This is a genomic window from uncultured Granulicatella sp. (assembly GCF_963545075.1).
Classification (GTDB): Bacteria; Bacillota; Bacilli; order Lactobacillales; family Aerococcaceae; genus Granulicatella.
In genome coordinates this window covers 1-25,483 of the sequence record NZ_CAUUHX010000024.1, presented here as the reverse complement: position 1 = coordinate 25,483, position 25,483 = coordinate 1, and the positions used below count along the sequence as shown (strand labels likewise).

The following is a 25,483-nucleotide window of genomic DNA, read 5'->3' as shown; positions in this document are numbered from 1 at the left end:
TAGGCTCGAATTTTAGGCATGAGACTCGCCTTGCGAGGCTGCTGCCGTCTTCAGCTACTATTTCAAGAAGTCCTTTCTATAAACGCAAAAAAGAGCCGAGACAACTCGACTCTTTTCTTATTGTTAAAATTATAGAGAAGCTACGTCTACTTTAACACCAGGGCCAAAAGTAGTAGTTACAGAAACGTTACGTACGTATTGACCTTTAACTGTAGCAGGTTTGATACGTAATAATGTTTCGTGAATTGTTTTGAAGTTTTCTACTAATTTTTCGTTTTCGAATGAAACTTTACCGATTGGAACGTGGATGTTACCAGCTTTGTCAACACGGTAAGTTACTTTACCAGCTTTGATTTCTTCAACAGCTTTAGTTACGTCCATTGTAACAGTACCTGTTTTAGGGTTTGGCATTAAACCTTTAGGTCCTAATACACGACCTAAACGACCAACTTCACCCATCATGTCAGGTGTAGCTACGATAACGTCAAACTCAAACCATCCACCTTGGATTTTTTGAGCTAATTCGCTATCACCAACGTAGTCTGCGCCAGCTGCTTCAGCTTCTTTAGCTTTTTCACCTTTTGCGAATACTAATACACGTTGAGTTTTACCAGTTCCGTTTGGAAGAACTACTGCTCCACGTAATTGTTGGTCAGCTTTCTTTGGATCTAATCCTAAACGATATGCAACTTCTACAGATGCATCAAATTTAGCGAAGTCTGTTTCTTTTGCTAATGCGATTGCTTCTTGAACTGAATAAGCTTTTGAAGAATCGATTTTTTTAGCGGCTTCTAAATATTTTTTGCTTTTCTTTGCCATTGTATAATTTCCTCCTAATGTGTGGTTTTAACGGTTCTACCTCCCACAAAGTCCATGAGTGAAACACTCGTGTTAGGGACTTTTGGAAGCTGCATGTTTGTTAGCCTTCTACTACAAATCCCATTGAACGGGCTGTACCTTCGACCATGCGCATTGCAGCTTCAACATCTGCTGCATTTAAGTCAGGTGCTTTTAATTCAGCAATTTCTCTAACTTGATCACGAGTTACAGTAGCAACTTTTTTCTTGTTTGGTTCGCCTGAACCTTTTTCTACTTTAGCAGCTTTCTTTAATAATACTGCTGCTGGTGGTGTTTTACAGATGAAGTCGAATGAACGGTCTTCATATACTGAAATCACTACCGGAATGATTAAACCAGCTTGATCTGCTGTACGAGCGTTGAACTCTTTACAGAAGCCCATGATGTTAACTTGTGCTTGACCTAAAGCTGGACCTACTGGTGGAGCTGGTGTAGCTTTACCTGCAGGAATTTGTAATTTAACTAGTTTTACAACTTTTTTAGCCACGAGACATTACCTCCTTGATTGTTTCGCGCGTGGTTTAAATGGAGATGAAGATTTCTCCTCCCACGTTTTGTTCCAGTGCATACAAATGCACCTTGATATTCTAGCAAGAATTCTTGTGAAATGCAAGCTATTTTGCAACTTTTTCGCAACAAATTAATGATGATCTCTGAAATAACATACTTTAAGGTCAATAAATCGTTGTAAATCCCTTAACAACTGGAATAATGTTGCACGATATTCAAATTCATCTCTCGTTTTTGGTAAATCTAAGTTTCTAAATTCATCAATATAATCTTGAATTTCATCCATTAAGGAGACTCCTGTATTCGTTAGATGTAATTGTTCTCCTGTTGAATGGAACATTTCTGCTAACAAATCAGCTTCTCTAGCAGGGCAATGGAAATCATTTAAATTTTTCGCCATCACTTCTAGTAATTGCAATTGTTCCGCACGCATTTCAAAATAGCATAAATCCTTATTAAATTGACTAAATAATTGATTTTCACTCTCGATATACAATAATTTTTGTGCTTCAGTTAATGTGGCTTTTGCTTCTAAAATTAATTTTGCATCATTTGTTCCGTTACCTTCTCTTAAAAACGAAGCCATTAGACACAAAATCTCTCGAAGTTTTGATTCAATTTCTTCTCGTTTCTTTTCAATCTCTTGTTGATAGCTTGGCATATACCAGTTTACTAAAATCGCTACTCCAGCCCCGATAAATAAAATTAATGCTTCATTGAGTAATAAATTAGGAGTAATTTCTTTACTTAACCAAACATGAATAGCTAATACCGAACTTGGCGCAATTCCTACTTCTACTTTAAATAAGAATGCTAATGGAATGAAAATTAACAAATACAGTCCAAATCCAACGGTTGAATGTCCAAGTAATAAAAATACGCACACTGCTATTGTTAATGCTAGAGACATCGAAATAATTCTTTTCCAAGCAATTACAATCGAAGACTTTCTTGTATCTACCACACTCAGTATCGCAATAATGGATGCAACAGAAGCTGAAGACAACCCTAATGCTTGTGCCACTAACAACGCTCCAAATGCTGCTAATACCATTTTAATTCCTTTTAATACCATTTATTTTCCCCTTTCTATTCTTAACAACTCTTCTTTTCTATGAACTCCACCCGCATATCCGGTTAATGCACCATTTTTCCCTAGCACTCGATGACATGGAATAAGAATACTAATTGGATTTTTTCCAACAGCTTGCCCTACTGCTTGAGCAGAAAAAGTTTCAACTCCTTTTTCTTTTGCGATTCTCTGCGCAATTTCTCCATAAGTCATCGTTTCTCCATAAGGAATTTCTTGCAATATTTGCCAAACTCTTTGCTGAAAACTTGTACCTTTTGGCTGTAACGGAATCGTTATCGAAGTTTGTTTTCCAGAAAAATAACTTTCTAACCAACTTTCAACTTGCCTAAAAATCGGCAAATCTTTTTTTATCTCAAGATTACTAATTTCCTTAGCATCATTCACTTGCCCTACAAACCATAATCCTATTAAAGACTCGCCATCACTTCTTAAACGAACTTCTCCTAGAGGTGAATGCAATCTACTTTCAAACACTTCTCAACCTCCCATCCCTCAGAATAAAATTAGTATACTCCATTTACTTACAAAAAAAGAAGTGGTATGTTTGTATCAATAATATTTTTAAGGAGTTCTTATGATTTTACACCAAGCCTACTTACACATTTTCGATAAAAATAGCGGAAACTTACTGTTATCCCAAAAAGAATTACCTTTATCGAATCCCTATATTACAGAATATTTTACAAAAATAATTGAAAAAACATTGAAAAGCGACCCTCGTCATGGTGTCTTACCTCCAGAAGAACCACTTCTTGGATTTTTAGCAGACGACAGTATTCCTTTTATTGAAAAAACACAACAACTAGCTCATAAATTATATGAAATCATCGCACCAGCAGAAGATATTCCTGCTGCTGATTATGTATTCGCATCAGGTATTAATGATCAAGGCGGAAATTTCTTTGCGATTTTACGTTTAGACTACAGCTCTAAATATACACATTTTTTAGATTATGAAGATGATCAAGTATTAAATACAGTGCTACAAAATCATGCGATTTTACCAAATCCTTCTCAAAAATTATCTGAAGCATTCATTGTAGATACAAGTAATGGACAATATCAATTAATCGAACGAAAATATATTGTAGAAGGTAAAAAAATTCCGTATTTTTCTGAGCAGTTTTTAGAAATTACTCCTCCAACAAGTACGCAGGAACAAATCAAAGAAATTAAAAAGACCGTCACTCATGTTGCTAAAAAATACGATGAAGAAAATTATTTGGCTCTTGCAACGACTCAACAAGCCATCTTAACACAATTAGAAGAAAGTGATGAGATTGATGCAGGAATTATTTTCGATACAGTCTTCAAAGATAAACCACTCGCAAAAGAAGCAGCTTACCAAGCCATTGCGACTGAAAAAATTCCAGAAAAAATTCCTGTTACAAATGTGCCAAAATACGAGAAGAAATATAGTAAACAAAAATTCAAACTCGATAATGGAATTGAAATTACTATTCCAAGTGACATTTATGAAAACAAAGAAATGGTGGAGTTTATCAACAATCCAGATGGATCGATTTCTGTATTAATTAAAAATATTGACTCAATTATGAATCGATTCAATGCATAAAAAAGCGAAATGAAGTTCTGCTTCATTTCGCTTTTTTCTTCGTTAAGGTTTTCTTTTCGTTAATCCTACACCCATTAACTCATAGAATTAGTGATACGTACGAACCATTTGATCGTCTGTTTGATTGATATCAATCATAATACGGTCATTTGCTAATCCAGCCATATCTTTTTTGTTAAAGTCTGAAACATCTTTTGATAAACGTTTCATAGAAATAACTTCCCCTTGTTTATTTGCTAAAACAAGTAAATTATAGCCATTTTCAGCACTTTGTCCTAACAAGAATTTGTAACCTGGACGTAATGTACCTTCATTAGGATTTTGTAATACATAAAGTTTATTATTCACAATTGTAAAGTGACCTAAAATTGATAAACGTGGAGTGAAATGATCAATAACTACGTTATTATTTTTCACACTAATTGTTGAAGTAATTGACATTTCTGGTAATTTTTCTACACGTTTTCCATTTTCACCAAAGTAGAAACGATTCATAAATTGTTGTAATCCTTTAACAACTGAATTAGGATCAATCATTCCACCAGGTTCTTGATGGTCTACTAATGTATCTAATAAGTCATAACCTGCTTTTCCTAAGTGAGCATTACTTTCTACAAACCATTCATTTTGTGCAATATAGACACCATCTTGTGATTTATGAAGTAAGTATTCATCGCCACCCATGCGATAAATTTCTGACACTAGGTGATAAGGAGTATCTGTTAACATATAGCCATCTTTTCCAATAACATATGAACGACCATCGTTTGCTTTCACCGGTTGATCTGCTACCATTGAACCATTTGATTCAAAATAAGACCATTTATCTCCTACTTTTGTCCAACCTGTTTGCATATCTCCTTGGTCAGATAAATAGTACCATGTATTTCCTTCTTGATACCAACCTGTACGCATTGCGCCGTCTCCATTTAGAGAGTACCATGCTCCGCCAGTGAATACCCAGCCAGTTTGCATCACACCATTATTATCAAAGAAATACCATGTGCCTTTATCTTTAGCCCAGCCATCTTTTACTAATTTACCTTCTTGGTATAAATTCCATTGGTTGCCACTTTGAACCCAACCATCATTTGTTGCAGCAAATACTTGACTACTTGCTAATGCTGCTACTAAAGCTGTAGAAGCTAATAAACTACCAAACCATTTCTTTTTCATCTTTCATCTCTCCCCTTCGTTATTGGTACTTTATCCAAAGAAATTCTACAAAAATCTCTCTACACTTATTCTACTCCTCTTTTAGTTAGGAAAGATGTTTTTTTCACATTCTTAACATTCCTTTAATTTTTTTGTAACAAAAAAGACTCTTCTTTGTAACAGTTGCTAAACGTAACGATAACTATGCTACAACAGAAAAGTCTTTCTTCTTTTATAATGGTTTCTTCAACGGAATTCCAGGTTTTCTAGGATATTTATTTGGCGTTTCTTTTGTTTTTAAGATGGTTACAACATGACGATTTCCACCTTCATACGGTAAATCAAATGACACATCGCCTTCTACTTTTCCACCTAAAATGGCAATCGCTTTTTTCGCTTCTTCTAACTCCACTTCTGTATGAGCAGCTTTCAATGCTAAAAAGTATCCTTGTTTCTTCACTAATGGCATACAAAATTCGCTGAGTACACTTAATTTCGCTACCGCTCTAGCTGTTACAACATCATAAGATGCTCTGAAAGCTTTATTTTGCCCAAAAGTTTCTGCACGATCATGAAAGCATTGCACATCTGTTAATCCTAATGTTTCCACTAAAGTATTTAAAAATGTAATTCGTTTATTGAGCGAATCCACAATCGTCACTTTTAAATCAGGAAATACAATTTTCAATGGAATACTTGGAAATCCTGCTCCAGCTCCAACATCACACAATGTTTGATTCGATAACTCATGATGAAATCCTAACGCTAAAGAATCATAGAAATGTTTCAAATACACTCCTTCTTCATCAGTAATTGCCGTTAAATTCATCTTCTCATTCCACTCCACCAATAATTGAAAATATTGATGAAATTGTTCTTTTTGTACCTCTGTTAACGTAATGCCATGAACTTCTTGGAGTCTTTGATAAAATTCTTCTGGTTTCATACAATCCTCCTATTCTTGAACTTTCGCAATTTTTCCTTGTTCGATATACACCATTAAAATCGATACATCGGCAGGATTTACCCCACTAATACGACTTGCTTGCGCAATCGTTTCTGGTTGAATTAATTTCAAACGTTGACGAGCTTCTGTCGCAAGTCCATTAATGGCATCATAATCAATATTCGATGGAATACGTTTTGCTTCCATACGTTTTAATTTTTCTACTTTTTCAATCGCTTTGGCAATATAACCTTCATATTTCACAGAAATTTCTACTTGTTCTTTTACTTCACGAGAAACAGCTACCTCTTCTTCTGCAAAGCCAATTAAGTCATCATAAGATAACTCTGGACGTTTTAATAAATCACTTAATAAAATACCGTCTTTTAATTCTGCAGATTCTTTTTCAGCTAAGAACGATTGCAATTGTTCAGTTGGTTTCAAACGGATGGATTGGATACGTTTAATTTCTGCTTGAATGGCTGCTTGTTTTTCTTGGAATGCTGCATAACGTTCATCTGAAATTAAGCCTAGTTCACGACCTTTTTCTGTTAAACGTAAATCTGCATTATCATGACGTAATAATAAACGATATTCTGCACGAGAAGTTAATAGACGATACGGTTCTGTCGTTCCTTTTGTAACTAAATCATCTACTAATACTCCAATATACGCATCACTACGACCTAAAATAAATGGTTCTTCACCACGGATTTTACGAACAGCGTTAATCCCAGCATAAAGTCCTTGACCGGCAGCTTCTTCATATCCACTTGTTCCATTCATTTGTCCAGCCGTAAATAAATTCTCCACAATTTTTGTTTCAAATGTATTTTTTAATTGGTGAGGAATCACTACATCATACTCAATGGCATAACCAGTTCTCATCATTTCAGCTTTTTCCAAGCCTTCTACCGTATGAATCATTTGAATTTGAACATCTTCTGGTAGAGAAGTCGATAATCCTTGAATATACACTTCTTCCGTATTTTCCCCTTCTGGTTCTAGGAAAATTTGGTGACGAGGTTTGTCGCTGAAACGAACGATTTTATCTTCAATAGATGGGCAATAACGAGCTCCTACTCCTTCTACAATTCCTGTAAACATTGGTGCACGATGCAAGTTCTCACGAATTTTTTCATGAGTTCCTTCATTTGTATAAGTCAACCAACATGGAATTTGATCATAGCGATAGTCTTCATCTTTAGAAGTGAAACTAAATAAGTTTGGAGTTTCATCTCCAGGTTGGATTTCTGTCTTGCTATAATCAATCGAAGAACTCTTAATTCTTGGAGGAGTCCCTGTTTTAAAACGAGCTAATTCAAATCCTAATTCTAATAAGTTTTCTGATAATTTAATTGAAGGCTGAGAATTATTAGCTCCAGAAGAATATTTCAAATCTCCGATAATAATTTGCCCACGAGAAGATGTTCCCGCTGTTAAAACAACTGCTTTTGAACGGTAAATTGCACCCGTATGAGATACAACCCCTTTACAAACACCATCTTCAACAATTAAACGTTCCGCAATCCCTTGTTTTAAATCAAGATTTTCTTGTTGTTCAATTGTTTTTTTCATTTCTTGCGCATATAAATGTTTATCTGCTTGCGCACGTAACGCACGTACTGCAGGACCTTTCCCTGTATTTAACATACGCATTTGAATATATGTTTTATCGATATTTCTACCCATTTCTCCGCCTAGCGCATCAATTTCACGCACAACGACTCCTTTTGCTGGGCCTCCAACAGACGGATTACAAGGCATAAATGCCACCATTTCCAAATTCATTGTTAATAATAATGTTTTAGCACCCATACGAGCACTTGCTAGTGCAGCTTCACTTCCAGCGTGACCCGCACCTACTACGATAACATCATAGTTACCAGCTTCATAAGTTGTTACCATACTTCCTCCTACTTTCTATTGTTCATTCGTTGTATAAAATTCCACTTGATGGCGAATATATTCACCATTTTCATATATAAATTTAGCCGAGAAAAATGGACGATTCTCTAATAGCCAACTCACAAAAATTAAATCGCCTTGCCAAGTTGGTTTCGTCAATACTTGATTATAAGGAACCCACTCCAAAGTCCCTTCAGGAGAGTCGATTAATTCCCCGGAAAATTCTGTTACTCGAAACACATACGTATACCAATCATGGTCGGGAGTAAATTCAGGAAAAGTAATAATTCCTTTTAACGCCATTTGATGAACTTTCAAACCTGTTTCTTCAAAAATCTCACGAACAGCACACTCTTCTGGAGATTCACCCGCTTCAATTTTACCACCTACTCCGATGTATTTACCTTCATGTACATCATTTGGTTTCTTATTGCGCTTTAGTAATAACAGTTCTTTTCCATTATCGATATAGCAAATTGTTGCTAGTTTTGTCATTCGAAACTCCCTTTCTCCAATAGTGGCTTTTTCTTATTTTCCTAAACAGAATTGGCTAAATAATTGAGTTAGAAGTTCATCTTGGACGCTATCTCCTGTGATTTCTCCTAATAAATCCCATGCTCGTGTAAAATCAATTTGAATTAAATCGACCGGCATTTCCATTTCAATTCCATTTTGCACTTCGACTAATGCCTGTTCTGCTTTTTCTAATAAAGCAATATGACGAGTATTTGATAAATAAGTCGCATCTCGTTCATTCATTTGTCCTTGGAAGAAATATCCCGCAATTTTTTCTTCTAATTGATTGATTCCTTCTTTATTCAACATAGAAGTTGTGACAATTTCTTCTTCATTAGCATAAGGAGCGATATCCTCTGTTGAAAGTTTTGAAGGCAAATCTGTTTTATTAAATAAAATAATTCGTTTCATTCCTTTTGTCGTTTCTAATAAACGAACATCTTCCTCTTGTAATGTTTCACTTTGATTTAATAATAACAAGACAAAATCCGCTTCTTTTAATGCTTTACGACTACGTTCTACCCCAATTTTTTCTACAACATCATCCGTTTCACGAATTCCTGCTGTATCGATTAATTGTAAAGGCACGCCACGGACATTGACATATTCTTCAATCGTATCCCTTGTTGTACCTGCAATATCCGTTACAATGGCTTTTTCTTCTCTTAATAGCACATTCAATAAACTAGATTTCCCAACATTCGGGCGACCTACGATGGCTGTTTTTAAACCATCTCGTAAAATCTTCCCTTGGCTAGCTGTATTTAACAAAGCACGAATCCCTTGCAATACTTGTTGCGTCTTTTCTCGTAATAATTGCAAGGTCATTTCTTCTACATCATCGTATTCTGGATAATCAATATTTACTTCCACTTGCGCTAATGTATTTAAAATTTCTTGACGTAAATTTTGAATTAAATGCGATAATTGACCATCTAATTGACGCATCGCTAATTGCATCGATTTATCCGTTTTCGCTCGAATTAAATCCATCACTGCTTCTGCTTGAGACAAATCAATACGTCCATTTAAAAAGGCACGTTTCGTAAATTCTCCTGGCTCCGCTAATCTTGCTCCCATTCGTAACACTAATTGCAGCACACGATTAATCGCCACAATCCCTCCATGACAATTAATTTCCACAATATCTTCTCGTGTAAATGTTTTTGGAGCTCTTAAGACACTTACCATGACTTCATCATAGATTTCCCCAGATTTAGGGTCGACGATATGACCATAATGAATCGTATGTGTCTTTTGCTCTTCTAATTGTTTAGTACCACATTGATAAATCGAACTTGCGATTGAAATCGCCAAATCTCCACTAATTCTGACAATCCCAATAGCCCCTTCACCAGGTGCTGTTGAAATCGCAGCAATCGTATCAAATTCTGTTTGCATACTGATATCCTTTCTTGGCTTCATTGCACAAAAAAAGTGCACACTCCACCCCTTATTCATAAAAGAGTGGCTCGCACTTTGACTGCTTACCTATATTTCAGTGATATTATACAATACTTTTCTAACAAGCGCTAGTAGGAGGAATGGTTAGAAGACTATTTTCGTTTTTTCTCTTTTATGTGCAACACGAATTGCATAAGCGTCTAATAATATTCGACTAATAATTTGCAAAGGAAGACGGGAACGTACCTCATACTCAGGAAAATAAGAATCTTCCGATTTAAATCCTACAAAAGTAATATCACTTAATCTTGCAAGAGGACTTGTTCCATTTGCTGTAATAACAATTATAGGGACTTCATTTTTATGACAAACCTTCGCTGCCTCTACTAACTCTTCTGTATGCCCATTTAAAGAAACGATAATAGCTAAATCTTGTTCATTCAATCGGTGACTAATCGTTTTAATAATATTAGGATCTACATATTGCTCACAGGTTCTTTCTAACAAATGAAATTTAATCTCCATTTCACTAGCTATCATTTCACTTAATCCTCTAGAAAATATAAACACTTTCCTTGCACCAAAGATTGCTTGCATAGCATCTTCTATCGTCTTACTATCCAGTTGCTCTATCGTTTTCCTTACTTCTTGCTCATTCTTATCAACAACATCTTGAATTTTTTTATCAACAATTTCTAAACTATTAAACGTTGGAAATTCCTTATTAGATAGTTGATATTGTTTTTTCAAATCATACTTAAAACTTGTAAATCCATCATAACCTAACTTTTTCATTGTACGCACTATTGATGCTGTAGAAACATTAGCTTCTTCACTCAACTTAACAATTGATATTGATGGTATTAATTCTAAATGCTCTTCAATATATTTAAGAAGATATTTTTCAGTATTAGTAAGCCCCTGCGTATTAAACATGATAACTCTCCCATTCTGTAAAGTTTTACTAATATAAATACCTATTCAGAAAACTTTTACAAAGTTATTTATGTAATAATAAGTATAACAAAAAAATAAAAGGAGGTGAACATATGATTTATACATGTACCATGAATTTAGCTATTGATTTGTATATCAAAACACTCCAAATGAAAGCATCTGAAGTAAATAGAACTGAAGAAGCAGTTTACATGCCTAATGGAAAGGGCGTTAATGTAAGCTTTATACTGAAAGAACTAGGAATTGATAGTGTCGCAACAGGATTCAAAGCAGGGTTTACAGGAGAATTTATTGAAAGTGAACTACATAAAGCAGGAATCAAAACTGATTTTGTATCAGTAAATGGTATTACACGAATTAATGTTTTTGCTCACGTAGTAGCGAATAACGAAGAATTTAAACTAGTAAATCAAGGCCCTACTGTCACTGAAAAAGAAGAGTTACAATTACTTTCAATTATTGATACTTTATCTTCTGAAGATATGTTATTCGTTTCAGGAAGCCATCCTTCAGGAATATCAAAAAGCACTTACGAAAAAATTGCCAAATCATCTCAACAAAAGGGATTCAAACTAATACTCGATACTTCTGCAAGTTTTGTACCTGAATTATTAAAATTCCATCCTTATCTGATTAAGCCAAACGATGAAGAACTAGCTAGTTGGTTTGGACTGAAAGATGTATCTTTAGAACAAATTAAAGAATACGGAAATAAATTATTACAGCAAGGCGCACAAAATGTACTAGTTTCATTAGGAGCAAAAGGAGCAATTCTAATTACACCAACAGAAAATATACACGTTAACGCTCCAAAAGGAAATGTTGTAAATACTGCTTGTGCCGGAGATACATTACTTGCTACTTTTGTCGGTTGTCAAATCCAAGGGATGTCAAAAGAAGATTCTTTAATTAAAGCTGTTGCTGCTGGAACTTCTACAGCTTTCAGACCTGGATTAACAGATTTTTCAGATGTTCCAATATTGATAAAACAAATCAAACGCTTATACTAATAAGTAATAATAAAGGGGGAAAACAAAATGACAAAATATGATATTATTGCCGCTACTGGTTGCCCAACGGGAATTGCGCACACCTATATGGCTCAAGAAGCACTTGAACAAGCGGCCCAAAAAGTTGGACTAAACATTAAAGTTGAAACACATGGACAAATTGGGGTAGAAAATGAATTTACAGAAGAAGAAATCGCAAATGCAAAAGTAGTAATTATCGCAGCTGATAAAGATGTACAAGCTCATAGATTTGTTAACAAAAAAATTATTGACGTTTCTGTAGGGCAAGGAATTAAAAATGCAGATGAACTAATTGCTCAAGCATTACGAGGAGAAGGTATTGTGAAATACCCATCTGACGAACCTACTAAAAAAGTTGAATCTACGCAAACAACTACTGGTGGTAGCTCGATTGGACGAGAAATTTATAAACATTTGATGAATGGAGTTTCTCACATGTTACCATTCGTTGTTGGCGGTGGGGTATTGATTGCTGTATCGTTTGCACTATTTGGAATTTATTCTTTCGACCCAAACCACGCAACTTATAATCCTTTTTCTGCTCAATTAAAAGAAATTGGTGGACTAGCAATGGGATTAATGACACCAATTTTAGCTGCATACATTGCACAAAGTATTGGTAATAGACCTGCACTTGTTAGTGGTTTTGTAGCAGGCCTTATGGCTAGTAATGGTGGTGCCGGATTCCTAGGCGGAATTATTGGTGGTTTCTTCGCAGGATATTTAGTTGTACTTTTAGAAAAATTATTTAAAAAATTACCAAAAACACTAGACGGATTAAAAGCTATTTTCCTTTATCCGTTATTAGGAGTATTAATCACTGGGCTATTTATGAGTATTATTGTTAGTCCTATGGCAGAAATCAACCAAAACTTAATGGTATTCTTAAAAGGATTCCAAGATTCTAACCCAGTTCTTCTTGGTTTAGTAATTGGCTGTATGTGCGCATTTGATATGGGTGGCCCTGTGAATAAAGCTGCATATGTAACAGGTACAGTACTATTAGCAGAAGGAAACACTGCGTTTATGGCTGGTGTTAGTGCAGCTTGTATTGCACCTCCATTAATTACTACTGTAGCAGTTTTATTGTTCAAAGATCGTTTTGACGCAAATGAACGTAATGCTGGTTTAGTGAATTTCATTTTAGGATCTACTCATATTACTGAAGGTGCTATTCCTTTTGTTGCAAAAGATCCTCTACGTGCAATGCCATCAATGATGCTAGGTTCTTCAATTGCCGCTATTTTAACTTATTTATTTGGAGTACAAGTCCCTGCACCACACGGCGGATTTTTAGTACTTCCTGTAGTTACACATCCTTTATTGTGGGTAATAGCAATTGCAATAGGAGCAATTGTAGGTGGAGTTGTCTTAGGAGCAACTAGAAAACCTTTATCTAATTAATATACAATCCTATATTTTTATATTATTCTATACTATAAAAATAAAGTTAGGAGGAATTTTAAATTGATACATCAAAATGCAATTTTTTTCAATAGAGAATTAAATTCTCAAGATGAGGTTTTTCATTTCTTGTCAAAAAAATCAATCGAATTGGGTATTGCTACTAATGAAGAATCTGTTTACAAAGGATTTATTGAACGAGAACAGCAAGGTACTACTGGTATGATGGATGGTTTTGCAATCCCTCATACAAAATCAAAGGAAATATTAACACCTAGTATCATTATTGTTCGTTTAGAAAAAGGGTTAGATTGGAATAGCATGGATGGAAACCCTACTTCTTTCATTATTAGTTTATTAATTCCAGATAACGAAGCTGGAACTACTCATTTAAAAATATTAGCATCGATTGCACGTATGCTAATGAAAGCTGATATTAAAGAATCTTTACTTTTAGCAACTTCTGAACAAGAGATTGAAAATATTTTAAACAATTATCTTAAACAATAATTTAAGAAACTCTATTTTAAATTAAACTACTTCATATAAATACATTTTAATGTGGAATAAGAAATTGAACTACTTTCTTATTCCACATTTTTTCATCATCAATTTAATTCAAAGCTTTCTATTACTTTTCATTTACTCTTCTTCGACTTTTTTCACTTCCATATTGCCAATATTTGATAAAAAAGGTACAATTTACCTATCTATTACTAGGGGGTAAATCAATGTTAGAACATCCATTCAATCAAGTCGTTGAAAAAATTGCCGTTTCAGATATTCGTCAATTTGATGCAGAAGTTTCTCAAATTCCTGGAATCATCAAATTAACACTAGGTGAACCAAATTTCAACACACCAGAACATATTAAAGAGGCTGCTATTCAAGCAATTCGTGATAATCATTCCCACTATACTCCAAATGCTGGGATTCCTGAATTACGTAAAGCAACTGCAGAATACTATAACAAAAAATTCAATTTAAACTATACAGCAGAACAAGTCATCACTACTATCGGAGCTACTGAAGCCATTAACGCTAGCTTCCAAGCTATCTTGAACCCTGGAGATACAGTTATTGTTCCAACTCCAGTGTTTCCATTATATATGCCAATTACAATGGTTAACCAAGGAAACTTTATTACAGTAGACACTAGTGAAGATGGATTTATTTTAACTCCAGAAAAATTACGTGCTACAATCGAAGCACATCCAGAAAAAACTTTTAAAGCCGTTGTATTAGTATATCCAAGTAACCCAACAGGGGTAACTTATTCTAAAGAACAATTAGAAACTTTAAGCGTTGTCTTAAAAGAATATGGATTATGGGCATTATGTGATGAAGTTTACGCAGAATTAACTTATAGCGGAACTCACACTTCATTAGCTTCATTCTTACCAGATCAAACAATCGTGATTACAGGTTTATCTAAATCTCATGCCATGACTGGATGGAGAATTGGGTACATCCTTGGACCAGTTCCATTTATTAATGAAGTTGTTAAAACTCACCAATACATGGTTACTTCTCCAAGTAGCTCAAGCCAATACGGTGCTTTAGCTGCAATGTTACACGGACAAGGTGACTGCGATATTATGAAAGCAGAATACCAACAACGTCGTGACTATCTTGCAAAAGAATTACGTCGCTTAGACTTCGAAGTAGCAAGTCCTGATGGAGCTTTCTATCTATTTGCTAAAATTCCTGCAAAATGCGGAACAGATTCATGGGCATTCGTTCGTGATCTTGCAAAAAATGCTAAAGTAGCATTAATCCCTGGAGTTTCATTCGGACCTGGTGGAGAAGGATACGTTCGATTCAGTTACGCTGCTTCAATGGAAAACTTAACAGAAGTAGTCGCTCGTTTAGAAAAATATTTAGCATAATACAAAAGGCTGGGGTGAATCCCAGCCTTTTTACTTTTATCCTAAAGTTTGCACTTTCACACCATCAGGTGTTCCAATTAAAACTGTTTCTGTCATATTTGTAAATAGTCCTTGTTCCACAACTCCTGTTAGAGCTTTTAATTCTGCTCCAAATGTCACAGGATCTTTAATTGGGAATACATCTAAGTCAATAATATAGTTTTGACTATCTGTTAAATAACGTTCTCCGTTTTCTAATACTCGGAATTTTGGACGATAGCCTTTTGCTTCGAATTTTTTGAATAATTGTTCTGAACCATAAGGAATCACTTCTACTGGAAGTGGGAAGCGTCCTAAATAATCTACCATTTTAGATTCATCAACAATCCAAATAATACGTTTTGATTGTTCTGCAACAATTTTTTCAAATAGTAAGGCACCACCGCCCCCTTTAATTCCTGAAAAATCAGGAGCAATTTCATCTGCTCCATCAACTGTTACATCAATGAAATCTACTTCATCTACACTCTTCAATGGAATTCCTAGCTTCTCAGCTTGTTCTTTTGTACGTTTTGAAGTTGTTACACCAATAATGTCTAAGCCTTCTTCTTTTACACGTCTACCAATTTCTTCTACAAAATAATAAGCTGTAGAACCTGTTCCTAGACCTACTGTCATACCTGATTCAATATAAGTTGCGGCCTGTTTGCCGACCATCTCTTTCATGTTCACACGCATACCCTCCAATATGATTCAACTATTCTTATTATAGCATAAATTCTTTTACTCGTTTCAAATCTTCTTGTAATTGTTCATAGATTTGTCGCATTTCTTCAGCAGATAAACTTAATTCTACTTCAACCGTTTTTGTTTGTTTCTTTTCCTCTTCTTCTTGATAAAGAAAGACTTCTTCTTCATCCAATTGTGCTAGGTCAATTCCAATGACTTGAGAAGCCGTTATTAAAATATTTTCAGGAGCAATGACCCATGTCATTACATACTCGTCTTCTAGTTGCTCTAATAACACTGCTAATCTAGATTGTTCAAATTCTGAAGAATACTCTTCTCCTTTTTCTAATAAATTCTTCATCGCCACCAGACATTCTTCCAATTGTGCTACAGATAATAAGTTGATTACTTCTTGATAAGCTTTTTCTTGATGAGAAACTTGTAAGAAAAGATCTGTTTGAATGTTGTGAGTTTGAGGATGGATAGCTAAAAATTTTAATTCAAATATAAAATCCCCTTCTGAAATCTTCATGCGCTCACCTCTTTCTTCGTTTTATTGCCATATCTATAGTACAAGTTTCTCATTCTACTTTCAATCATTTCAAAGAAAAAAGGCTGGAGTTTCTCCAACCTTTTAACGTAATATTTCAATGACATCTTTATTCGCAGCAGATTTAGCAGGAAATACGCTAAATACAATTCCAATAAAGACAGATACTCCAACTGTTAACGCTACTGCTGTCCAGTCGGTATAAATTTTAAATGGTAGGAAATTCGAAATGAGCATCGCAAGCAACACCCCTGTTACATATCCGATAATCCCTCCAATAGAAGTAATTATAATTCCTTCTAATAAAAATTGTAATTGAATTGAACCTTTGGTAGCTCCCATTGCACGACGAATCCCGATTTCTTTTGTTCGTTCAGATACTGAAATATACATCATATTCATTACCCCAACACCTGCAATGAATAAAGAAATTCCAGCTACTGCTGAAACGAAATAAGTTAAGCCATCTAACACTTTTCCAATAATATCCATTTGAGCAGCTACGTCAATAAAGGTATATTTTCCTGAAGTGTGTTTTGACCCCACTTCATTCAAATGAGTTTCCACTTTTTTTGCTACATCTTTTGCTACATAACCTGGTTTGATAAATACTTTTAGTCCATTCACATTTTCTTCTTTTTTATGATAATGTTGATGAGTAGTAGCTGGAATATGTACGGCTTTATAAGGATCTGCACCACTAAAAATGGCTTGCAAAGTGTCTACTTTACTCGTTGGCTTCACTCCTTTAATATAGTACACTTCTCCATCAATCGTTACCCCATGCCCTAGCGCTTGTTTTGGACTAGCAAATAACAATTCCGCTAATGCTTCATCAATAATTGCTACTTTTTTATTCGCATCAATATCTACTTGAGAAATATTTTCTCCAACCGTCAACGACTCTTTTGTTGCAGATTTTTCTAACCCAAGTACAATATTTTCTGTCGATTTCTTTGTCGGAATCGAAACGCCATAAATAAAATTTTGTTCCTTTGTTTCGGGAATTTCTGTTCCTGAAACTCCTTCAATACTTTCCACACCAATACGGTCTTGTTTTGAAAAAGCTTTTTCTGCTCTTTGAACAGATTTTGGATTATCTGATTGATAGAAAAATTGTACACTAACTTTCCCATTGTCTTCACCAGCTAATCCTGAAACAGCCATTTTTTGGAATCCTTTCCCTAAACTCATAATCGTAATAACAGCTGCAATTCCGATAATAATTCCTAGCATCGTTAAAATGGTACGACGAGCATTTCCTTTTAAAGAATGCAGAGCGGATCCTAATAATACTCTAAATTTCATTTGGAATCCCCTCCTTTTGTTCATGAATCACTCCATCAATTACATGGATAACACGAGAACAATACTTCGTCAAAGTCGGATCATGTGTCACCATTACAATCGTTACTCCATCTTCACGATTTAAACGATATAAAATATCCATAATACTCGCAGAAGTTTTACTATCTAACGCTCCTGTTGGTTCGTCAGCAATGATGAATTTTGGACTATTCACTAATGCTCGAGCAATTGCCACTCTTTGTTTTTGTCCACCAGAAAGATGGCGAGGATATTTTTCTAACTTGTCTCCTAGTCCTACTTTTTCTAGCGCTTGTTTTACTTTTGTATGCGTTTGTCGAGGTGTTAACCCACGATATAATAAAGGCAGACGAACATTTTCTTCGACTGTTGCTTGTTCAATTAAGTTAAAATCTTGAAACACAAATCCAACGGTCGAATTACGAACTTTAGAAATTTGATTATCACTCAAATTAGAAACAGACTCGTCATTGAACGAATATTTTCCTTCATATTTAGAATCCAGGAATCCTAATATATTAATAAGAGTAGATTTCCCAGAACCCGAAGGTCCCATAATTCCAACAAATTCTCCTTGAGTAATACGGACACTCACATCATTTAGTACATGTAACTGCTCGTCTCCAACTTTATAATATTTATGAATATGTTCTAATTTAATCATGGGACTTCACCGACTCTTCCAATTGTGTAGAAGACACCGCTGCTCCATCTGTAATGTCTGAATCTGGATTTGCAATCACTTTATCTCCAATACTTAATCCTTCTTGAACAATCCATTGGAATCCTTTTTTCACACGTTTGATATTTTTACGTTTAGCTACCCCATTATCGTATAAATAAACATATTCTTGTTCTCCATCTTTTTGAATCGCTTGTTCTGTTAATACTAATCCTTTTTGAGGAATTTTTACTTGAACAGTAAAGCCATTCGGAAGAGAAATTTCTGGTTTTACAATCACATCATAACGAGCAACACCATGACCTCCACCACTAGAACCTGCACTTGGAGAAGCTGGCAATGTTGGCACTGGATTAGCCCCACTTCCTGACGGATCAGTTGAAACAAATGAAATCGTTCCTGCAATATCTCGATCTTGGGCTTTCACATATACCGTTACAGGAGTTCCTTTTTCAACAGATTCATAATCATATTCAGAAACAGTTGTTTTTACTTCGCTATCTTTACTTGTAATTTTAATGAAAGCTAATTGTACATTTGTTTTTCCTTCAGGGTTAATGCTAATAGTTCCGGCAATATCCGCTGTTACACTTGAACTTGTTTTTTTAGAAAGACGTTCGATTTTTGTGTTTACATCTTCAATATTATTGTTCATTTCACGAATCGCTTTTTGTGTTCCCTCAATTGCTTGATCAAAAGCTGTCGTATCCATAGCTCCTACATGAGTTGTTTGATTCGTAGCACCTTGCTGATTTTGAGTAGGAACTTCTTTTTCCACCTCTTGTTTTGCTTGAGCTTTACGATTCTTTTGCGTTTCTAATTCTTGATATAGATGATCACGTTCAGATACTAGTCGGCTTACTTGTCGATTTAAATCCGCAACTTCATCACTAATCGTTTCATTATCATATTCAAATAACACATCGCCTGCTTCTACTTCTTGACCATCTGTTACTTTTACTTGAGCGACTTGCCCTTTTTGAGGGTCGACATGATAGCTTTGCTCTTTAGCCGTTTCAATATTTCCATCTAATACTAAAGGCTCCTGTTCTGTTAACTCCATAATCGTATAATGGTGTTCTTCTTTCTTTTCTGGAGAGCGTAATTTTAAAAATCCTAATACGATAACGATAATAGCTCCTAATGCCATTACGCTAATCATGCTCCATTTTAACGTTTTACTCATTCATAACTCTCCTTAACATTTCGCTGCTTCTTGTTCCCATTTTTGATACGTTACATATAACCACGCTAATAAACCGGCAATAATCACTGGGATAACATAAGTAGCTACACTGAATTTTTGATGATTGAAAATATCATTAGCAATTTGCATTAAAATTGAAAAGACATGAATTCCAATCACATAAAAGAATAAATTCTTATCTGGTAATGCTTGAGCTTTAGCACTCTTTCCAATTTTGTGATATAAAATCGTTGCAAAAGTACATAAAATGAAGAACAATAGGAAAACTGCTACTCCGACTCCTGCTGTTTCAAAATTATGTTCTACACCCTGTTTTGCTAATTCCTCTTGTACACTTGGAACAAAAGTAGACGCTACTCCAATTAATACAAAGAGGTTCGCAAAAATCCCAATAATATTCCAAACTTTTAAACCGGTAGAGATTTTACTAACTAGTCCTGCATATTTTTCAACTTTTTGTGTATTCATGTTCCATTCCTCCTAACATTCGATTCACAACTTTTTATTTTTTTGATACTTCTTGTTCCCATTTTTGGTAGGTTACATATACCCATGCTAGCAATCCAGCAATAATGACTGGGACAATATATGCAGTAATATCAAATCCTGACGGACTAATAAATTGGCTCACCAATTGTATTACAATTGAAAATGCATGAATTCCAATTGCAAAATTTAATAAATTTTTATCTGGTAATTGTTGTTGTTTAGCACTTTTTCCAATTTTATTATATAAAATCGTTGAAAAAATACATAACAATAAATAGATTACAACGATTGCTCCGCTCAACCCAATCGTTTCCGTATTAAAAGCTGGATTCTTTAATTTTGCTAATTCTTCTTGAGTAGACGGCAATAATAAAAATACTAGTCCTGCTGTTGCAAAACCATTCCCAACAATTCCAATAATATTCCAAACTTTTAATCCCGTAGAAACTTTTCTTACAACCCCTGCATATTGTTCAACTTTTTGTGTATCCATGATACATTCCTCCTCAAAACTTTTAAAAAAAGAATAGGTTAGTTGCTCTTTTAGCTAACTATATACCCAGCATTCTTTTTTGTCAATATTTCTTTATTTTTTATTATGCTCATTATACACCAGTTGTTTCCGTTTTCATATAGGAATTTTTCTTATTTAATCATTCTTAAGGATCTATGATTTACAATAAAAAAACGCTCTTTCAAAAAGAACGTTTCCTTCACTCTATTCATCTTCTAATTCACAGACAAGCGCTTGATAGCCAGCAAGAGAGAGTTGATTTCCTTGTCCATTCATTTGTGCTGGAATATTGGCTAGTAACACTTTTCTTACCGGTGTTGATAAAGTTACCGTTTGAGGTTCTGCTTGATAATTGACTAATACAAGTACACGTTTTTCTCCACGACGCTCATAAGCAATCATATTTTTCACTTCTTCTAAAACAGGTATAAATTCCCCTTCACGAATGGTTGAGCCGTAAACTTCATCACGATATAAAGCTGTGAGTGCTCTATAATAATTCAAGATGGATTGTGGATTATCTTCCTGCGCTTCAACATTAATGTCTCTTTTCGGTTGTTTTGAAACAAGCCAAGCTTCTCCAGTTGTAAATCCTAACTTTTCTTCCCTATTCCATTGCATTGGAGTACGAGCATTATCACGACTATATTTTGAAATAGCCTTCAACGCTTCCTCATCTGTTAGCCCTGCCTCTTTAGCAACATGATATTCATTTAATGTATTAATATCATCAAACTCATCAATCGATTCGAAAATTTGATTTTCCATCCCAATCTCTTGTCCTTGATAAATAAATGGAATTCCTTTACGAAGTATTTGTACTGTCGCAAGAGCTTTTTTACTAATCTCTGTAACTTCTCCTTCAGGAATATAATGAGAAACTCCACGTGGCTCATCATGGTTTTCAATAATGGTTGATAATACACCAATGGAATCCGCACGACGATGCGCTTTGAAAATACTATCTTTTAATTCTTCAGCAGTTGGTAAATCATGGCTATACCAACCATTTCCCTTTTGCCCTAAAATCGTTTGTTTAAAATCAAAAATAGACGAGAATACTCCCTCTTCGCCAATAAAGAAATGTAATTCTTCATCCGTTTCATTAAATACTTCTCCTACTGTAAAAGCATTATAACGCTCAAATGTTTTTTCCTTCATTTCTTGTAAAAATGGTTCAATTGGCTGCGCATTTGCTAATGAATAACGAACAGGAACAAGTCCATTTTCTTGTTCAGATGGTAATGAACGCCATTCTAAATCCTTTTTAATATTAATAATGGCATCAATACGGAATCCTCCAATCCCTTTTTCTAACCACCAATTAATCATTGTATAAATTTCTTCTCGCACAACAGGATTTTGCCAATTTAAATCGGGTTGCCCTTTATGGAATGAGTGTAAATAATATTTATTCGTTCCAGGAACTCTATCCCACACACTACCCCCGAAATAAGTTTCCCAGTTATTTGGTTCTTTGTCACTTTCAATAAAATAGAAATAATCTGCATAAGGGCCATCTGGATCTGATAATGCTTTTTGAAACCATTCATGTTGATCAGAACAGTGGTTCACTACTAAATCCATAATAATTGAGATATCCCTTTTTTTTGCTTCAGTAATTAATTCTTCCATATCTTCCATTGTTCCAAACTGTGGATCAATCGCATAATAATCTGCAATATCATATCCTTGGTCTACAAACGGACTCTTATATACAGGAGACAACCATAAAATATCAATTCCCAAGCTTTGTAAGTAATCAAGTCTTTCGGTAATTCCTTTTAAATCTCCAATTCCATCTCCATTACTATCATTAAAACTTTTTGGATAAATTTGATAAGCTACTTTGCCTTTCCACCAATCTTTTTCCATCATTGGTAGCCTCCTTCACAATCGTTAATGACTTTATTCTGATACAATTCTCTCATACTGTCAAGCAACAAAAAAAGGTTCTATCATTTATAGAACCTTTTTTGTTTACCTCTATTCATTTAATCAATTATTTAGTTTTTTTCGATATTGATAATATTTATAAGCGTAGTCTGCACTGCGACCTAGAAAAACAATTCCTAAAACAACAAGCGACCTTTTATATAGAAACGTTAAAACAATCAGTACAACTGCAAGAACTCCCGTTATAATTGCATATGTTAAATTTTTCATCCTCAAATCTCTCTCATTCATCTTCTTTTTTCTGTTTGTCTTTAACATATCGATACGCATTAAATGCGCTAGAAATTCCAAATAAAGCAGCAACTAACGCATACCATTTATTATCGATCACTGCTAGTAATGCAAACGAAAGAGTACATAATGCATAAATAATGGTATTCCATAAATATAGAGGAATGTTTTTCATCTTCATGTCTCCTTATTTTAATTTATCATGTTCATACGTATGAACTAATTCTAAACCTTTAAACTTTTGCTGTCTTAATGCTTCATAAACAACAATTGCTGCTGTATTCGACAAGTTTAACGAACGAACATGAGTGTCATTCATCGGTAATCTTAAACAACTTTCTTCATGTTCACGCATAAATTCTTCCGGCAATCCTGTTGTTTCTTTTCCAAAAATGAAAAATTGTTCTTCATCCTTTGCCAAATCAACTTCATCATAAGTATGATTAGCAAATTTTGTAATTAAATAAATGGGACGATTGCCTAAATATTCCATAAAGGCTTCTAGCGAATCATGATACGTAATATCGACATCATTCCAATAGTCCAGACCTGCACGTTTTAAATGCTTATCATCTGTCGAAAATCCTAATTGCCCCACTAAATGTAGCGGTGAATTCGTTGCTGCACAAGTACGTGCAATATTTCCAGTATTCGCTGGAATTTGTGGTTCAAATAATACAATATGATTAATCGTCATAAGATCCCTCCTCAGGATTTTTTGGTAATTTTTCATGTAATGTTTGAATGGCTTCTTCTAATTCAACGACTAAATCTGTTTCTTCTTTCGTTGTCGCTTCAATTTTTCGAGCTTTTTCTAACATTTCTGTAAAATAATGAATCAGTTCTTCACTCGACTCACTAATAATCTCACTCACAGCCCAAGCTGCCGTTCCTTTCATGACAGGTCGCATATCTTCCTTCATCACTTTCAATAATAGAGGAACAGCCGTTTTATCACGGTAATTCGCTAGCGCAATGATCGCATTTCTCTGTATCGGCTTCTTCCCTCGCCACGAACCAGCCATCTTCCCAAATCGCTCTTTGAACTCCTTGTTCGAAATCGTCACTAATGGTTTTAACAATGGATGTGTTTCTTCCACAGACGGTTCCATTTCAGGATGTAAATGAAAATCTTTTCCTTTATTATATGGACAAACTTGCTGGCAAATATCACAACCATAAATAACATGCCCCATTTTTTTACGATATTCCTTCGGCATAAAGCCTTTCGTTTGTGTTTGATACGACAAACAACGTTGTGCATTCATTTTACCATTCCCTAACAAAGCATTGGTCGGACAAAAATCTACACAACGCGTACAATCTCCACAGCCATAATCAACTGGAGAGTCTACAGGAAATTCAATATTGGTAATTAATTCTCCTAAATAAACATAGGAACCAAATTCCTTTGTCACTAATAAACCATTTTTTCCAACAAAGCCTATTCCAGCTCGTTCAGCAACACGGACGTCGATTAACTCTCCCGTATCCACCATTGGTTTAAACGCAACATCTTCTTGATTTACTTCACTTTTAATATATTCAATTAAAGCTTCCATTCTTCTGGATAAAATAAAATGGTAATCTTCTCCCCAAGAAGCTCTCGCAAAAGCTCCACGACGCTCACCTTTTACACGTTCAGGCTTCTGGCTCGGCAAAGTCGGATATGCCAAAGCAATCGAAATAATTGTCTTAGGAGAATCAAAAATCTTCTCTGGGTAAATTCTCTCTTCTAAAATCGGATGCTCAAATCCTGTTGTATGTCCTAACTCTTTGGATTCTTGCATTCCTTGAGCTAAATGATCAAAGGGTGCTGCAGAAGCAAATCCGATTTTATCGATACCAAGTTCCTTACTTTTCTTTTGAATTTTTTCTTTTAATAAAGCTGTATCCATCGTTTCACTTCCTTTCACTTTCCTTAATTACTTTACCTATTGTAACTCATTTCCACCAAAAAAACGATAAAAAAAAACGCTAGCCTTCGGTGTCAATCACGGCGAAAGTTAACGTTAGTCTAGAGAGTCGATTATTTAGCAAATACTTACTAAATAAAGCGATGAATTTATCTTAACTTTTTTTTATAAAAAAATCAACATTTTTTACAAAAAAAGAATGAATTCCTTAGCGGAATCCATTCTTCGTTCATATTATAATCCAAAGTTAATGTATGTTGCTTGAGCTGCAACGCCTGCTGGGATTGTACGTGTTGAAATAACATTTACACCTTGTACGTTCATTTCAGAGATGAATACTGATCCATCTGCATTTACACGTTCAACGAATCCAACGTGACCATATACAGGGTCTGCTCCACCTACACCGCGTTGGAATACAATTGCTGTACCTGCACGAGGAGTTGAAGAAACACCGTAACCTGCTGCTGCAGCATTTGCTGGCCATTCAGCTGCATTTCCTAATCCTGTAGTTCTAATTGGAGAACCTAATTGAGCAAAACGGTTATACATATAGTAAGTACATTGTCCGAAGTAACCACCGTTTAAAGCTGCTACAAATGATGGGTCTGGAGCTGCAAATGAGCCACCTACCACGATATTTGCTGCTTTAGCTGG

At 34.9% G+C, this 25,483-nt stretch carries 27 protein-coding genes; 5 read left to right on the top strand and 22 right to left on the bottom strand.

Annotation, left to right across the window (positions count from 1 at the left end):
- Positions 1-129: 129 nt before the first annotated feature.
- From rplA to RWZ86_RS04750, 4 genes are all read right to left on the bottom strand, one after another.
- Complete coding sequence (gene rplA / locus RWZ86_RS04765) at positions 130-819, bottom strand: 50S ribosomal protein L1 (protein ID WP_314255808.1); 690 nt, start codon at positions 817-819, stop codon at positions 130-132.
- A 100-nt stretch (positions 820-919) separates the two neighbouring features.
- Positions 920-1,345: a 50S ribosomal protein L11 gene (gene rplK, locus RWZ86_RS04760; protein WP_005607816.1), complete on the bottom strand. Its 426-nt coding sequence runs from the start codon at positions 1,343-1,345 to the stop codon at positions 920-922.
- Positions 1,346-1,498: 153 nt separating this feature from the next.
- Positions 1,499-2,443, bottom strand: coding sequence for an aromatic acid exporter family protein (locus RWZ86_RS04755; protein ID WP_314680405.1), 945 nt, complete (start codon positions 2,441-2,443; stop codon positions 1,499-1,501).
- Positions 2,444-2,935, bottom strand: a complete 492-nt coding sequence (locus tag RWZ86_RS04750; RefSeq protein WP_314680404.1) for a methylated-DNA--[protein]-cysteine S-methyltransferase — start codon at positions 2,933-2,935, stop codon at positions 2,444-2,446.
- 100 nt (positions 2,936-3,035) lie between these two features.
- On the opposite strand from RWZ86_RS04750, the gene RWZ86_RS04745 reads away from it, so the two are divergent.
- A complete protein-coding gene (locus RWZ86_RS04745) occupies positions 3,036-4,037 on the top strand; it encodes a nucleoid-associated protein (protein ID WP_314354410.1) in 1,002 nt (333 codons plus the stop codon).
- 87 nt (positions 4,038-4,124) lie between these two features.
- Here RWZ86_RS04745 and RWZ86_RS04740 read toward each other — a convergent pair whose 3' ends face one another.
- The 6 genes from RWZ86_RS04740 to RWZ86_RS04715 form a co-directional block, all read right to left on the bottom strand.
- Positions 4,125-5,213 (bottom strand): N-acetylmuramoyl-L-alanine amidase family protein, encoded by a 1,089-nt coding sequence (locus tag RWZ86_RS04740; protein WP_314680403.1) that lies wholly within the window; start codon positions 5,211-5,213, stop codon positions 4,125-4,127.
- Between the two features lie 211 nt (positions 5,214-5,424).
- Complete coding sequence (gene rsmG, locus RWZ86_RS04735) at positions 5,425-6,138, bottom strand: 16S rRNA (guanine(527)-N(7))-methyltransferase RsmG (protein WP_314680402.1); 714 nt, start codon at positions 6,136-6,138, stop codon at positions 5,425-5,427.
- A 9-nt stretch (positions 6,139-6,147) separates the two neighbouring features.
- Positions 6,148-8,046, bottom strand: coding sequence for a tRNA uridine-5-carboxymethylaminomethyl(34) synthesis enzyme MnmG (mnmG, locus tag RWZ86_RS04730; protein WP_314680401.1), 1,899 nt, complete (start codon positions 8,044-8,046; stop codon positions 6,148-6,150).
- A gap of 15 nt (positions 8,047-8,061) precedes the next feature.
- On the bottom strand, positions 8,062-8,541 hold the full coding sequence (locus tag RWZ86_RS04725) for an 8-oxo-dGTP diphosphatase (RefSeq protein ID WP_314680400.1): 480 nt from the start codon (positions 8,539-8,541) through the stop codon (positions 8,062-8,064).
- Between the two features lie 33 nt (positions 8,542-8,574).
- Positions 8,575-9,963 (bottom strand): tRNA uridine-5-carboxymethylaminomethyl(34) synthesis GTPase MnmE, encoded by a 1,389-nt coding sequence (gene mnmE, locus RWZ86_RS04720; RefSeq protein WP_314680399.1) that lies wholly within the window; start codon positions 9,961-9,963, stop codon positions 8,575-8,577.
- Between the two features lie 147 nt (positions 9,964-10,110).
- Complete coding sequence (locus RWZ86_RS04715) at positions 10,111-10,902, bottom strand: MurR/RpiR family transcriptional regulator (protein WP_314680398.1); 792 nt, start codon at positions 10,900-10,902, stop codon at positions 10,111-10,113.
- 113 nt (positions 10,903-11,015) lie between these two features.
- Between RWZ86_RS04715 and pfkB the strand changes: the two genes are divergently transcribed.
- The 4 genes from pfkB (at position 11,016) to RWZ86_RS04695 (ending at position 15,247) form a co-directional block, all read left to right on the top strand.
- Complete coding sequence (gene pfkB / locus RWZ86_RS04710; protein ID WP_314680397.1) at positions 11,016-11,933, top strand: 1-phosphofructokinase; 918 nt, start codon at positions 11,016-11,018, stop codon at positions 11,931-11,933.
- 27 nt (positions 11,934-11,960) lie between these two features.
- Positions 11,961-13,358, top strand: a complete 1,398-nt coding sequence (locus tag RWZ86_RS04705; RefSeq protein WP_314680396.1) for a PTS fructose transporter subunit IIBC — start codon at positions 11,961-11,963, stop codon at positions 13,356-13,358.
- Positions 13,359-13,421: 63 nt separating this feature from the next.
- Entirely contained in the window at positions 13,422-13,868 is a 447-nt protein-coding gene (locus tag RWZ86_RS04700) for a fructose PTS transporter subunit IIA (RefSeq protein WP_314680395.1), read from the top strand.
- Between the two features lie 221 nt (positions 13,869-14,089).
- Positions 14,090-15,247, top strand: a complete 1,158-nt coding sequence (locus RWZ86_RS04695; protein WP_314680394.1) for an aminotransferase class I/II-fold pyridoxal phosphate-dependent enzyme — start codon at positions 14,090-14,092, stop codon at positions 15,245-15,247.
- A 36-nt stretch (positions 15,248-15,283) separates the two neighbouring features.
- Here RWZ86_RS04695 and rpiA read toward each other — a convergent pair whose 3' ends face one another.
- The 12 genes from rpiA to RWZ86_RS04635 all read right to left on the bottom strand — a co-directional run.
- Positions 15,284-15,964, bottom strand: coding sequence for a ribose-5-phosphate isomerase RpiA (rpiA, locus tag RWZ86_RS04690; protein ID WP_006703229.1), 681 nt, complete (start codon positions 15,962-15,964; stop codon positions 15,284-15,286).
- A 28-nt stretch (positions 15,965-15,992) separates the two neighbouring features.
- On the bottom strand, positions 15,993-16,487 hold the full coding sequence (locus tag RWZ86_RS04685) for a hypothetical protein (protein WP_314680393.1): 495 nt from the start codon (positions 16,485-16,487) through the stop codon (positions 15,993-15,995).
- Between the two features lie 102 nt (positions 16,488-16,589).
- The gene (locus RWZ86_RS04680; RefSeq protein ID WP_314680392.1) at positions 16,590-17,813 is read right to left on the bottom strand and encodes an ABC transporter permease; all 1,224 of its coding nucleotides are present in this window, start codon (positions 17,811-17,813) and stop codon (positions 16,590-16,592) included.
- Complete coding sequence (locus RWZ86_RS04675; RefSeq protein ID WP_314680391.1) at positions 17,803-18,495, bottom strand: ABC transporter ATP-binding protein; 693 nt, start codon at positions 18,493-18,495, stop codon at positions 17,803-17,805. Before RWZ86_RS04675 ends, RWZ86_RS04680 begins: the two co-directional genes overlap by 11 nt.
- Positions 18,488-19,699, bottom strand: coding sequence for a biotin/lipoyl-binding protein (locus tag RWZ86_RS04670; RefSeq protein ID WP_314680390.1), 1,212 nt, complete (start codon positions 19,697-19,699; stop codon positions 18,488-18,490). Before RWZ86_RS04670 ends, RWZ86_RS04675 begins: the two co-directional genes overlap by 8 nt.
- 12 nt (positions 19,700-19,711) lie before the next feature.
- Positions 19,712-20,188: a hypothetical protein gene (locus RWZ86_RS04665; RefSeq protein WP_314680389.1), complete on the bottom strand. Its 477-nt coding sequence runs from the start codon at positions 20,186-20,188 to the stop codon at positions 19,712-19,714.
- Between the two features lie 34 nt (positions 20,189-20,222).
- Entirely contained in the window at positions 20,223-20,702 is a 480-nt protein-coding gene (locus RWZ86_RS04660; RefSeq protein ID WP_314680388.1) for a hypothetical protein, read from the bottom strand.
- A gap of 225 nt (positions 20,703-20,927) precedes the next feature.
- Entirely contained in the window at positions 20,928-22,598 is a 1,671-nt protein-coding gene (locus RWZ86_RS04655; protein ID WP_399544870.1) for an alpha-glucosidase, read from the bottom strand.
- A gap of 304 nt (positions 22,599-22,902) precedes the next feature.
- Positions 22,903-23,085, bottom strand: a complete 183-nt coding sequence (locus tag RWZ86_RS04650; RefSeq protein ID WP_314680386.1) for a hypothetical protein — start codon at positions 23,083-23,085, stop codon at positions 22,903-22,905.
- Positions 23,086-23,097: 12 nt separating this feature from the next.
- Positions 23,098-23,607, bottom strand: a complete 510-nt coding sequence (gene trmL, locus RWZ86_RS04645) for a tRNA (uridine(34)/cytosine(34)/5-carboxymethylaminomethyluridine(34)-2'-O)-methyltransferase TrmL (RefSeq protein ID WP_314680385.1) — start codon at positions 23,605-23,607, stop codon at positions 23,098-23,100.
- A complete protein-coding gene (gene queG, locus RWZ86_RS04640; protein ID WP_314680384.1) occupies positions 23,597-24,808 on the bottom strand; it encodes a tRNA epoxyqueuosine(34) reductase QueG in 1,212 nt (403 codons plus the stop codon). Before queG ends, trmL begins: the two co-directional genes overlap by 11 nt.
- Positions 24,809-25,060: 252 nt before the next feature.
- A partial coding sequence (locus RWZ86_RS04635; protein ID WP_314680383.1) for a CHAP domain-containing protein occupies positions 25,061-25,483 on the bottom strand: 423 nt, incomplete at its 5' end.

Excerpts from the sequence above, each read along its gene's own strand:
- mnmG (WP_314680401.1), bottom strand. The coding sequence starts at position 8,046 with ATGGTAACAACTTATGAAGCTGGTAACTATGATGTTATCGTAGTAGGT.
- rsmG (WP_314680402.1), bottom strand. The coding sequence starts at position 6,138 with ATGAAACCAGAAGAATTTTATCAAAGACTCCAAGAAGTTCATGGCATT.
- RWZ86_RS04680 (WP_314680392.1), bottom strand. The coding sequence starts at position 17,813 with ATGAAATTTAGAGTATTATTAGGATCCGCTCTGCATTCTTTAAAAGGA.
- RWZ86_RS04650 (WP_314680386.1), bottom strand. The coding sequence starts at position 23,085 with ATGAAAAACATTCCTCTATATTTATGGAATACCATTATTTATGCATTA.
- queG (WP_314680384.1), bottom strand. The coding sequence starts at position 24,808 with ATGGATACAGCTTTATTAAAAGAAAAAATTCAAAAGAAAAGTAAGGAA.
- RWZ86_RS04755 (WP_314680405.1), bottom strand. The coding sequence starts at position 2,443 with ATGGTATTAAAAGGAATTAAAATGGTATTAGCAGCATTTGGAGCGTTG.
- RWZ86_RS04745 (WP_314354410.1), top strand. The coding sequence starts at position 3,036 with ATGATTTTACACCAAGCCTACTTACACATTTTCGATAAAAATAGCGGA.
- RWZ86_RS04715 (WP_314680398.1), bottom strand. The coding sequence starts at position 10,902 with ATGTTTAATACGCAGGGGCTTACTAATACTGAAAAATATCTTCTTAAA.
- rpiA (WP_006703229.1), bottom strand. The coding sequence starts at position 15,964 with ATGCGTGTGAACATGAAAGAGATGGTCGGCAAACAGGCCGCAACTTAT.
- rplA (WP_314255808.1), bottom strand. The coding sequence starts at position 819 with ATGGCAAAGAAAAGCAAAAAATATTTAGAAGCCGCTAAAAAAATCGAT.
- RWZ86_RS04725 (WP_314680400.1), bottom strand. The coding sequence starts at position 8,541 with ATGACAAAACTAGCAACAATTTGCTATATCGATAATGGAAAAGAACTG.
- RWZ86_RS04705 (WP_314680396.1), top strand. The coding sequence starts at position 11,961 with ATGACAAAATATGATATTATTGCCGCTACTGGTTGCCCAACGGGAATT.
- mnmE (WP_314680399.1), bottom strand. The coding sequence starts at position 9,963 with ATGCAAACAGAATTTGATACGATTGCTGCGATTTCAACAGCACCTGGT.
- RWZ86_RS04660 (WP_314680388.1), bottom strand. The coding sequence starts at position 20,702 with ATGGATACACAAAAAGTTGAACAATATGCAGGGGTTGTAAGAAAAGTT.
- RWZ86_RS04670 (WP_314680390.1), bottom strand. The coding sequence starts at position 19,699 with ATGAGTAAAACGTTAAAATGGAGCATGATTAGCGTAATGGCATTAGGA.
- RWZ86_RS04695 (WP_314680394.1), top strand. The coding sequence starts at position 14,090 with ATGTTAGAACATCCATTCAATCAAGTCGTTGAAAAAATTGCCGTTTCA.
- RWZ86_RS04655 (WP_399544870.1), bottom strand. The coding sequence starts at position 22,598 with ATGGAAAAAGATTGGTGGAAAGGCAAAGTAGCTTATCAAATTTATCCA.
- RWZ86_RS04665 (WP_314680389.1), bottom strand. The coding sequence starts at position 20,188 with ATGAATACACAAAAAGTTGAAAAATATGCAGGACTAGTTAGTAAAATC.
- RWZ86_RS04675 (WP_314680391.1), bottom strand. The coding sequence starts at position 18,495 with ATGATTAAATTAGAACATATTCATAAATATTATAAAGTTGGAGACGAG.
- pfkB (WP_314680397.1), top strand. The coding sequence starts at position 11,016 with ATGATTTATACATGTACCATGAATTTAGCTATTGATTTGTATATCAAA.
- RWZ86_RS04685 (WP_314680393.1), bottom strand. The coding sequence starts at position 16,487 with ATGAAGATTTCAGAAGGGGATTTTATATTTGAATTAAAATTTTTAGCT.
- RWZ86_RS04740 (WP_314680403.1), bottom strand. The coding sequence starts at position 5,213 with ATGAAAAAGAAATGGTTTGGTAGTTTATTAGCTTCTACAGCTTTAGTA.
- trmL (WP_314680385.1), bottom strand. The coding sequence starts at position 23,607 with ATGACGATTAATCATATTGTATTATTTGAACCACAAATTCCAGCGAAT.